The 9,318-nt window shown below is 73.6% G+C and carries 8 protein-coding genes and 1 pseudogene; 5 read left to right on the top strand and 4 right to left on the bottom strand.

What is annotated here, in order from left to right:
* Positions 1-148 precede the first annotated feature (148 nt).
* Complete coding sequence (locus tag ACIRVF_RS20045) at positions 149-1,513, bottom strand: ricin-type beta-trefoil lectin domain protein (protein WP_402819195.1); 1,365 nt, start codon at positions 1,511-1,513, stop codon at positions 149-151.
* Between the two features lie 264 nt (positions 1,514-1,777).
* Here ACIRVF_RS20045 and ACIRVF_RS20040 point away from each other — a divergent pair, with 264 nt between their 5' ends.
* From ACIRVF_RS20040 to ACIRVF_RS20030, 3 genes are all read left to right on the top strand, one after another.
* The gene (locus ACIRVF_RS20040; protein ID WP_402819192.1) at positions 1,778-1,924 is read left to right on the top strand and encodes a hypothetical protein; all 147 of its coding nucleotides are present in this window, start codon (positions 1,778-1,780) and stop codon (positions 1,922-1,924) included.
* A gap of 218 nt (positions 1,925-2,142) precedes the next feature.
* A complete protein-coding gene (locus ACIRVF_RS20035) occupies positions 2,143-2,715 on the top strand; it encodes a YceI family protein (RefSeq protein WP_402819191.1) in 573 nt (190 codons plus the stop codon).
* Between the two features lie 42 nt (positions 2,716-2,757).
* The gene (locus ACIRVF_RS20030) at positions 2,758-5,562 is read left to right on the top strand and encodes a SpoIIE family protein phosphatase (RefSeq protein WP_402819188.1); all 2,805 of its coding nucleotides are present in this window, start codon (positions 2,758-2,760) and stop codon (positions 5,560-5,562) included.
* Positions 5,563-5,599: 37 nt separating this feature from the next.
* Here ACIRVF_RS20030 and ACIRVF_RS20025 read toward each other — a convergent pair whose 3' ends face one another.
* From ACIRVF_RS20025 to ACIRVF_RS20015, 3 genes and pseudogenes are all read right to left on the bottom strand, one after another.
* Positions 5,600-5,869 (bottom strand): DUF4132 domain-containing protein, encoded by a 270-nt coding sequence (locus ACIRVF_RS20025; RefSeq protein ID WP_402819649.1) that lies wholly within the window; start codon positions 5,867-5,869, stop codon positions 5,600-5,602.
* Positions 5,870-6,092: 223 nt separating this feature from the next.
* A pseudogene (locus tag ACIRVF_RS20020) lies at positions 6,093-6,515 on the bottom strand (hypothetical protein); the annotation flags it as partial.
* A gap of 238 nt (positions 6,516-6,753) precedes the next feature.
* Entirely contained in the window at positions 6,754-7,962 is a 1,209-nt protein-coding gene (locus ACIRVF_RS20015) for a hypothetical protein (RefSeq protein WP_402819185.1), read from the bottom strand.
* A gap of 390 nt (positions 7,963-8,352) precedes the next feature.
* Between ACIRVF_RS20015 and ACIRVF_RS20010 the strand changes: the two genes are divergently transcribed.
* Together ACIRVF_RS20010 and ACIRVF_RS20005 are read left to right on the top strand one after the other, a co-directional pair.
* Positions 8,353-8,847, top strand: a complete 495-nt coding sequence (locus tag ACIRVF_RS20010; protein ID WP_402819182.1) for a DUF6325 family protein — start codon at positions 8,353-8,355, stop codon at positions 8,845-8,847.
* A 42-nt stretch (positions 8,848-8,889) separates the two neighbouring features.
* Complete coding sequence (locus ACIRVF_RS20005) at positions 8,890-9,177, top strand: SHOCT domain-containing protein (protein ID WP_402819179.1); 288 nt, start codon at positions 8,890-8,892, stop codon at positions 9,175-9,177.
* The last annotated feature ends 141 nt before the right edge of the window (positions 9,178-9,318 follow it).

Raw genomic sequence — 9,318 nt, 5'->3', positions numbered from 1 at the left:
CGCTGGGGGGGGGTGGGGCGGGCGGTGGCCCAGGACACCCGGGCGGGGGGGGCTCCCCGGCCCCCCGTGGGGGGGGGGGGGGGGGGGGGGGCCGCCCCCCCCCCCCGCCCCCGCCCCGCGGGGCCGTCGGGCAAGCCCCGACGTCACGTCAGGCGGGCAGCGTCCACTTCTGGTTGGCGCCGCCGGTGCAGTCCCAGATCTGCACCTGGGTGCCCGCGGTGGTGGACCACCCGGGGTCGTCCAGGCACCTGCCGGACTGCGGGTTGTACAGCGAACCGTCGGAGCGCGGGATCCAGACCTGGGAGCCGGTGTTGTTGCAGGTGTAGAGGTCCACGGCCGTGCCGTTCGCGGTGCCGGCCGCGTACACGTCCAGGCACTTGCCCAGCACGTGCAGCGTGCTGCCGGCCTGGACGACCGTCCACTGCTGGGCGGGCGTGCCGTTGCAGGTGTAGATCTGTACCGGGTTGTAGTCGGCGGTGGAGGCGGCGCGGTCGTCGAGGCAGAGGCCGCCGTAGCCGGTGATCGCCGAACCGCCGCTGCTGCCGCCGCCGGTGGTGGTGTACGCCGCGACGGATGCGACGCTCATCGTGGCCCCGGAGGTGGTGGCGGAGGTCGGGGTGGTGCACCCGCAGACACCGTTGGGGAAGCCGCCGCCGATGGCCAGGTCGAAGATGATGGACAGCGGGTGGTCGAAGGCCTGCTGCCAGACGGCGGTGCCGACCTGGCTCTCCGACACGGTGAAGTACGCGGTGCCGTCGAGGTACCAGGTGATCGACTCGGCGGACGTGTTGGTGCGGTCCAGGATCATCGCGTAGTCGTGGTAGCCGCTCTGGCAGCCCGGGCAGGCGCGCAGGCCGCTGCCGATCCCGTTGCCCTCGTTGCACACACCCCCGGGGGAGGTGCCGCAGTGGACGGTACCGGCCACCTGGGAGCGGGCGTTGACGTCCTCCATGATGTCGATCTCGCCGTTCTCGGGCCACTGCCCCGGGCCCAGCATCCAGAACGCGGGCCAGTACCCCAGCCCGCCGGCGGGGGCGGGCTGCATGATCGAGGCCGTGACCTCCAGCTTGCCGCCGGCCGGCGCGCCGGCGACCGCGCTCGGCGTCCGGATCCGGCCCGAGGTCCAGGAGCCGCCGCTGCCGAGGGCGGTGATGGCCAGGTTGCCGTTGCCGTCGAGGTGGACGTTGGCGGTCGAGTCGGTCATGGTCTCGATCTCGCCGGTCCCGAAGTTCGAACCCGGGCCGGTGTCGTACGTCCAGTTCGCCCCGGACGGCCGTGCGCCGGCCGGGCCCGAGAAGTCGTCGCTGAACACGGTCGTCCACCCCGGCGGCGGCCCGGCGGCCGCCACCGGGGCCGCCGCCGTCACCGCGCTGGGGGCGGCGCCGACGGCGGGCGCCTGGCCGATCAGCGCGACGAGCATGCCGAGGGTGGCCAGGACCGCGAGTCGGCGGCCGGGCCGGGTGAGTTGGCGAGCGCGCCGGCCGGTGCGGCGGCGCGCGGGGTCACGGGTCATCTGCTGCTCCCAACGGAAGGGGCGCGGACCCGGCCCGCGAGGTGGGGTGGGGGGCCGGATCCGCGGCGCGGAGCGAAGCGGGGGCACCGGCCGGCGTGTCCCGCCGGACGAGCCCCGGAGTCGTCCCATCGTGGTGTGCTGATCTGATCTGATCGGAGCTGATCTGATCTGAGCTGAGCTGAGCTGAGCTGAGCTGAGCCGCATTCAACTCCTGTACCTGTCAAGGCGTCAAGAGGTTGAACCGGCGCCCCTTGGCGTCAACTCATGAAGGCCTGGCGCCGGGGCTACGCGGCCGAGCGCGTGCAAGCGCTCACCCGCCCCTGGGCCGGCACCCCGGCCGGCCGACACTGCTCGAACACCACCCGGGCGAAGTCCGTCAACGACCGGGGCCCGCCCACCCCCGCCACCTGATCGAGGCCCGGGTGGAACGTCCGTCGGGACGGGTGCGGAGTTCGGCCTCGACCGGTTCACCGACTTCGTCATCCGCTCCTCCGCCTCGGGCCGGCGCCCGGCCGAGGTGCTACGGCTGCTCACGGACGGTGACCAGCGCTGCCCGCCGGCGCCGGGCGCGCCTACGGTTCGGCGCCGTCCTATCGTGTTCGGAGGGGCAAGCATGCCGAGGAGCTGCCATGGCTACGGCGAGATGGTTCTTCGAGCCAGGTCACACAGCGGCGGAGTTCAGCGCCAGACACATGATGGTCACCTACGTGCGCGGACAGTTGAAGAACGTGCACGGCTTCCTGGTGACCGACCCGGACGACCCGGAAAAAGCCCAGGTGGAGGCGACGATCGACGCGACGCAGGTGTACACCGGGCAGCCCGACCGCGACGCCCATCTGCGCAGCGCCGACTTCTTCGATGTCGAGCGCTTTCCGACGTGGACGTTCACCGGGTCCCGCATCCGGCAGGTGAGCGCGAACGACTTCGAGGTGACGGGTGAACTGACCATCCGCGGAGTGACACGCTCCGTGACGTTCGATGTGACGTACCTGGGCCAGTGGGACACCCCCTGGTGGGAGGGCGACCGGGATCTCGGCCCACGCCGCCGGGCCGGGTTCGTCGCCAGGTCACGCATCAACCGCCATGACTTCGGCGTGAGTTGGAATGACGTGGTCGACCGGGGCGGTGTCGTCGTAGGCGACATGGTCGACGTCACGGTCGATGTCGAGGCAGTCCTGGAGCCCACCGCGACGGCGAGCTGACCCACACTGGAGGAGAGATCCGGAGATGCGGGGACGGCCTGCATGCGCAGCAGAGTGGACGGCCATGCCACCGGGGCCACGGAACCCGGCGGACCGGGGGAGCACCGGTACGCCAGGGGACGGCCCCGCTTGAGGCCGCGGGTGCGCAGTGTCGCCGGGCAGGTGTTCCTGTGGCTGCTGGTCGCCGTGGTGCTGCTGGTCGGTGCCGGGCTGACGGCGCTCATCCTGCAGGCCCGCAGCTACGCCACGCACGATGCCGAGCACCGCACGCGCGCCGCGGCCGTCACCCTGGCGCAGGACCCCACGGTGGTGGACGCCCTGGGCAGCGCCGACCCGACCGCGGTGCTGCAGCCGCTGGCTCTGAACGTCGTGGAGAAGGGCGGCTTCGACTACGTCGTGATCGCCGGCCCCGACGGGACGCGCTACGCGCAGACCGCCCAGCCCGAGCTGATCGGGAAGCACCTCATCGGGCCGTACCAGCAGGCCCTCAAGGTGCCGATCACCAACAGCTTCACCGTGCCCATCGGCCGGGTCGTGGAAAGCAGCGCGCCGGTCACCAGGCCGGACGGCTCGGCCGCCGGCCTGGTCCAGGTCGGCTACACCGTCGCGCACGCGAGCAGCGCGGTGGGCCGGCAGCTGCCGGTCCTGTTCGGCGGCGCGGCAGCCGCGCTGGCCGTGGGCGCCGGCGGGGCGGTGCTGGTGCGGCGGCGGCTGCGCCGCCAGACGCACGGCCTCGGCCCGACCGAGATGACGCGGATGTACGAGCACCACGACGCGGTGCTGCACGCCGTGCGGGAGGGCGTGCTGATCGTCGGCGGGGACGGACGGGTGTTGCTGACGAACGACGAGGCCCGGCGGCTGCTGAAGCTGCCGCCCGAGGCGGAGGGGCGGCCGGTCACCGAGCTCGGGCTCGATCCGGGGCTGGCCGAGCTGCTGGCGTCCGGGCGGGCCGCCACCGACGAGGTGCATCCGGCCGACGACCGGCTGCTCGCCGTCAACAACCGCCCCACGGCGCCGTTCGGCGGCGGGTCCGGCAGTGTCGCGACGATCCGGGACACCACAGAGCTGCGGGCGCTGGCCGGGCAGGCCGAGGCGGCCCGGGGCCGGCTGCGGTTGCTCTACGACGCAGGGTTGCGGGTCGGCACCACCCTGGACATCGTGCGGACCGCCCAGGAGCTGGCGGAGGTGGCGGTTCCCCGGTTCGCGGACTTCGCCACCGTCGAGCTGGCCGAGGCGGTGCTGCGCGGTGACGAGCCGCTCCCCGGCACGGACGGCGCGGGAGGCCCGCGGATCCGCCGGGTGGCCGCCTGCGGCATCCGCGAGGACCGGCCGTTCCTGCCGGTGGGCTCGCAGATCAGCCCGTTGCCCGGCACACCGGAGGCCACCGCCATGGAGCGCGGGCGCGCCATGCTGGTGGCCGACCTGCGTCAGGCACACGCATGGCGGGCCCCCGACCCGCAGACCGCCGACCGGATCCTGGCGTACGGGATCCACTCGATGATCTCGACGCCGCTGAAGGCGCGCGGCCGGGCCCTGGGCACGGTCGGCTTCTGGCGCGCGGAGCAGTCGGAGCCGTTCGGGCCGGAGGACGTCGCCTTCGCCGAGGAGCTGATCGCCCGCGCGGTGATCTGCTTCGACAACGCCCGCCGCTACACCCGCGAGCGCCGGATGGCCGAGGCGCTGCAACGCAGCCTGCTGCCCCGGGGACTGCCCGAGCAGAGCGCCCTGGAGGCGGCGTACCGCTACCTGCCGGCACAGCAGAGGGTCGGCGGGGACTGGTTCGACGTCATTCCGCTGCCCGGCTTCCGTGTGGCACTGGTCGTCGGTGACGTCGTCGGTCACGGCCTGCACGCCGCCGCCACCATGGGCCGGCTGCGCACGGCCGTCCTCAACTTCGCCGCCCTCGACCTGCCCCCGGACGAGCTGCTCGCCCGTCTCGACGAACTGGTCGCCCGGCTCGACCAGGACGAGGGGAGGGCGGGAGAAGGCGACACCGAGGGCCGGGTCGAGGCCGAGGGCGAGGGCGAGGGTGTGCGGACGGTCACGGGCGCCACCTGCCTGTACGCGATCTACGACCCGGTCTCCGGACACTGCACCATGGCGCGGGCGGGTCACCCACCGCCCTCACTGGTCCGCGGCGACGGCAGCGTGGAGTTCGTCGACCTGCCCGCCGGGCCACCGCTCGGCGTGGGCGGCCTGCCCTTCGAAACCGCCGAACTCCAGCTGGCACCCGGCGCCGTCCTGGTCCTCTACACCGACGGACTCGTCACCAGCCGTGACCGCGACCTGGAGAGCGGACTCGCCGCACTGCACGGCTCCCTGGCGAACGTCCGCACGGGAGCCTCCCCGGAGGAGATCTGCCGGGCGGTGTTCGACGCGCTGGCCCCACCGCGCGCGTGCGACGACATCGCACTCCTCGTCGCACGCACGCAACTGCTCGCGCCCGACCAGGTGGCCACCTGGGACGTACCCGACGACTTCGCCGCCGTCTCCCGCATCCGCAAGGCGTGCAACGACCAGCTCACCGCCTGGGGCCTGGAGGAACTCACCTTCACCACCGAGCTGATCCTCAGCGAACTGATCACCAACGCCCTGCGCTACGGCGCCGAGCCGGTCCGTGTCCGCCTGCTGCGCGACACCAGCCTGGTCTGCGAGGTCTCCGACGCCAGCAGCACCGCCCCCCACCTGCGCTACGCGGACACCACGGACGAGGGCGGCCGGGGCCTGTTTTTGGTGGCCCAGCTGGCCGAACGATGGGGAACCAGGTACACGGCACGTGGCAAGGTCATCTGGGCGGAGCAGCCACTGACCGCACCCGAGTACCGGTTCGAGGCGATGCTGTTGTGACCCGCCTCGGTGAGGTCGGCGATCACCTCGGCGGCGATCACCGGGTCGAGCTCGCCGAAGGCCGGGAAGGTGCGGTTACGGGTCCAGTGGTCGCCCGGGCGCGTGTCGAGCTTCTCGAAGCGGGTGAGGCGGTGGCCGGCCGCTCCTCGTCGGTCAGCGCGTTCACCGGGCGGCCGAGCTGACGGATGGGCTGCAGGATCCCGTGGTCGGAGAACAGTTCCGACCGGTCGGCGAGGCCGTCGCCGAGCAGGACGGCTGCGCCGGCCGGACGGAGGCCGTGGCCGGCAGCGCGCGGCGATCTCGACACCGCCGTCCGCACCGGGGTCGACCGCCCGGTGGCGCGGGCCCCGTGACGGGGGATCACGCCGTAGAGCCGGCCTCCGGCGCGGGGTCCGCGGGATGGGACGGTCCGGCCCCCGTCGGACCCGTCCGGGTCGTCACCGGTCGGACGGCGACCTGACCGACCCTCCGTCGCCGGCTGCGGTGGCCGTGGACGCGGGCGGGACCGGCGGCTGGTGCATCGGCACGTCCGCCTTCCTGGTCGTGCCGACGCACAGCGCCCAGATGACGAAGGCGTCGATCGCGATCAGCACCAGGGCCCAGAACGGGTAGTAGGGCAGCCACAGGAAGTTGGCGATCATGCTCAGCCCGGCGATGGCGACACCGACGACCCGCGCCCACGCGGCCCCGCTGAACAGGGCCACACCTGCCAGGACGACGACGATCCCGAGGATGAGGTGGATCCATCCCCACCCCGAGGTGTTCATCGAGTACACGTAGTGGCGGGTGATGACGATCAGCTCGTCCTTGTCGATGGCGGCGATCCCCTGGAAGATCGCCATGACGCCGCCGGCGATCAGCATGATCGCGGCGAAGACGGTCCACCCGGTCGCGAAGGGCCGCCGTTCGGGTTCATGGCCGGTGCGGCCGGCTCCGGTGACACTGCTGCTCATGACGTTGACTCCTTCGTTGGCGACCGCTGCGCGGCCGGGGAGGGGACTCCGGGGACGGTGCACCCGTCCGGCTTGCGATCCGGTGCGGACGAGCCGTGGGGGCCCGGGCGACGGCCCCGGTCACGGGCGACGCGGTGGAGTCACCGAACTCGGCAGTCGCCCTAAGGTCCACGGTAGGGCCGAGCCCGCGTCCTGTCCTGGGACGCACGGCCCCCCGCCCCCCGCCCCGGGCGGGGCGTCACTCCGGGGTGCGGCCCCCGGCACCGGCCCGCCCGGACGCGGCGAGCAGCGCCAGGACGGCCAGCACCACGAGGAGGACCAGGACGAGCAGCAGCACCGTCAGCACGGTCGGGTGGTTCCACAGGGCGAACACCAGGGCCAGGACCAGGACCACCGCGAGAGCGAGACCGCGGCGGTGGGCATCGGTCCAGGTGCCGGCCCGGCCGGTGGTCACCCCGTGGGAGCCGCCCCAGCGGGCTGCGGAGTCCGCGACGCGGTCGGCCCGGCCGCGGACGGTGCGCGGCAGCCGCCCCGCACCGGAGAGGTAGGCCCCGAGCGCCACCACCACGCCCAGGACGATCGCGGTGCGCAGGCTGATCCGCAGGAAGTGCAGCAGCGTGTCGAAGACGGCCGCCGCGGCGGCCGGGGACTGCACGGCGCGCGGCAGGTGGTCGAGGTAGTAGTGGCGGGCGACCACCAGGGCGATCGCCACCACGAGGCAGGCACCGGCCGAGCCCAGGGCCGTGGCGACCAGTGCCCGGCGCCGGCGCCGGGCCAGCAGCACGCCGGCCGCGCCGATCAGCACGGTGATCACCGGCATCCAGTTGCCCATCACGTCCAGGGCGTGCGCGCCGTCGCGGATCTTCGCCAGTTTGTCGGACTGGAACAGCACCAGTCGCTTGTTCACGTCCGGAATCTTCTCGGCCGGCGTGAGGCCCGCGGCCACCAGTTGCTCCTTGAGCCGGTCGACGACCGTCCCGAGGTCGAGGGTGACGGTGCCGTCCTCGATCCCGACGGCGCCGCGGCCCTGTCCGGTGAGGGCCTGGACCACGGCCGCGTGCGCGGAGCGGTTCGCCTCCGTCCAGACGGTGGAGAAGGCGTCGCTCTGCACCACCTCGGTCGCGACCTTGGTCACCACCTGGTTCACCGCGTCGTCGAGTTTGGGGCCGAGCGACTTGACGGCGGCCGCGGCCCTGGGCGGCAACCCCTGGGACTGCAGCCACCCGGCCAGGTCGGAGGCGGCCGCCGAGCCGTCCACCTTCACGTCCACCGCCTGGCTGATCCGCTTGACCGCGGCGTCCTGGATCGCGGGATCGGTGGCCAGCGGCGCGACCGTGGAGACGTACCGGTCGGTGTCCAGGGCGATGTCGTGGACCCAGACGGTGAGCAGCGAGACCGGCACCAGGATGCAGGTCAGCGTGATCAGTACGGCCGAGACGGTGCTCATGACGATGCCCGTAGCCCGGGAGCGGTGACGCGGCGCCGACGGAGGCCCCCCGGTGGTCGGCGTTCCGGCGGGGGGCCCAGACGGAGGGGGTTCCACTGGCCCGTTCAACGGTCCTCCCGGGTTGGCAGAAACGCGGTCGGATCACCGCTGCTCCCCATTCACTCCGCTCGGGCGGCCACGTGGCACGCCGGAGTGGTCCGCCCGGAGGAGGAGGCCCCGCGACGTGGTGACGCCCGGCCGCCCGCGGTCCGAGGCACCGACGAGGGAACCGGCTGTTCTCACCCCGGGCAGGTGATCCGCCGGGGGACGGCGGTCCCTAGCGTCGAACCGTCGGACCAACGCCCGGTCCGGTGGGCCGGGAGACCGACACCACATGGAAGGAGCACCGCCATGGCCGATGACGACCTCGTCGAGACCGGGCCCGTCGACTACCTGGTGGTCGAGTTCCCCGGCAACCGCATGACCGGGGAAGGGCTGCCGCTGCTGATCGACCTGGTGGACCGGGGTGTGATCCGCATCCTGGACTTCGCTTTCGTGCGCAAGGACGCCGACGGCACCGTCGCGGCGATGGAACTGGCCGACTTCGACGGTGACGGTCGACTGGACCTGGCCGTCTTCGAGGGAGTCGGCTCGGGTCTGGTCGGCGCCGACGACCTGGCGGAGGCCGCCGGAGTCCTTGAGCCCGGGAACTCGGCCGGAGTACTGATCTACGAGAACACCTGGGCCGCGCCGTTCGCCACCGCCCTGCGCCGGGGCGGCGCCCGGGTCGTCGCCAGCGGCCGGATACCCCTGCCGGACCTGCTGCGATCGCTGGACGACCTGGAGGACATCGCCGCGGCGGACCCCACGTACGGCTCCGTTCCCGGGCCGTCCCCCGCCGGCTGACGGCGCGCCCGGCACAGCCGCGGAGAGAAGGAGAGACGAGACATGCCTGGACTGCTGCGCGGTATCGCGCGCACCGCCGTCGTCGCCGGCACGGCGACCGCCGTGTCCAACCGGGTCTCCCGCCGTCAGGCGGGCCGCTGGGCCCAACAGGACATGGAGGCAGAAGCGGCGCCCCCGCCCCCGCCCCCGGCACCGGCCCCGGCCGCGCCCGCGGCACCGAGCATGGAGGACCGTATCGCCCAGCTGCAGCAGTTGGCGCAGCTGAGGGACCAGGGAGTCCTCACCGAGGAGGAGTTCGCCACGCAGAAGCAGCGGCTCCTCGCCGGCTGACGCCGACGGCGCCGACCGCCGTCCGCACGGTGGTGGGCCGGGCCCGGCCGGGGCCCGGCGGGGGGGCCCCCCCCACCCCCGCGCGGCCCGCCCCGCCCCCGCGCCGGCGGGCCGGCCCGCCCGCCCCCAGGGGGCCCCGCG

This window comes from Kitasatospora sp. NPDC101157 (assembly GCF_044768255.1).
Classification (GTDB): Bacteria; Actinomycetota; Actinomycetes; order Streptomycetales; family Streptomycetaceae; genus Kitasatospora.
This window is presented reverse-complemented; position numbering and strand designations above follow the sequence as displayed.

Excerpts from the sequence above, each read along its gene's own strand:
- ACIRVF_RS20045 (WP_402819195.1), bottom strand. The coding sequence starts at position 1,513 with ATGACCCGTGACCCCGCGCGCCGCCGCACCGGCCGGCGCGCTCGCCAA.
- ACIRVF_RS20040 (WP_402819192.1), top strand. The coding sequence starts at position 1,778 with ATGAAGGCCTGGCGCCGGGGCTACGCGGCCGAGCGCGTGCAAGCGCTC.
- ACIRVF_RS20035 (WP_402819191.1), top strand. The coding sequence starts at position 2,143 with ATGGCTACGGCGAGATGGTTCTTCGAGCCAGGTCACACAGCGGCGGAG.
- ACIRVF_RS20030 (WP_402819188.1), top strand. The coding sequence starts at position 2,758 with ATGCGCAGCAGAGTGGACGGCCATGCCACCGGGGCCACGGAACCCGGC.
- ACIRVF_RS20015 (WP_402819185.1), bottom strand. The coding sequence starts at position 7,962 with ATGAGCACCGTCTCGGCCGTACTGATCACGCTGACCTGCATCCTGGTG.
- ACIRVF_RS20010 (WP_402819182.1), top strand. The coding sequence starts at position 8,353 with ATGGCCGATGACGACCTCGTCGAGACCGGGCCCGTCGACTACCTGGTG.
- ACIRVF_RS20005 (WP_402819179.1), top strand. The coding sequence starts at position 8,890 with ATGCCTGGACTGCTGCGCGGTATCGCGCGCACCGCCGTCGTCGCCGGC.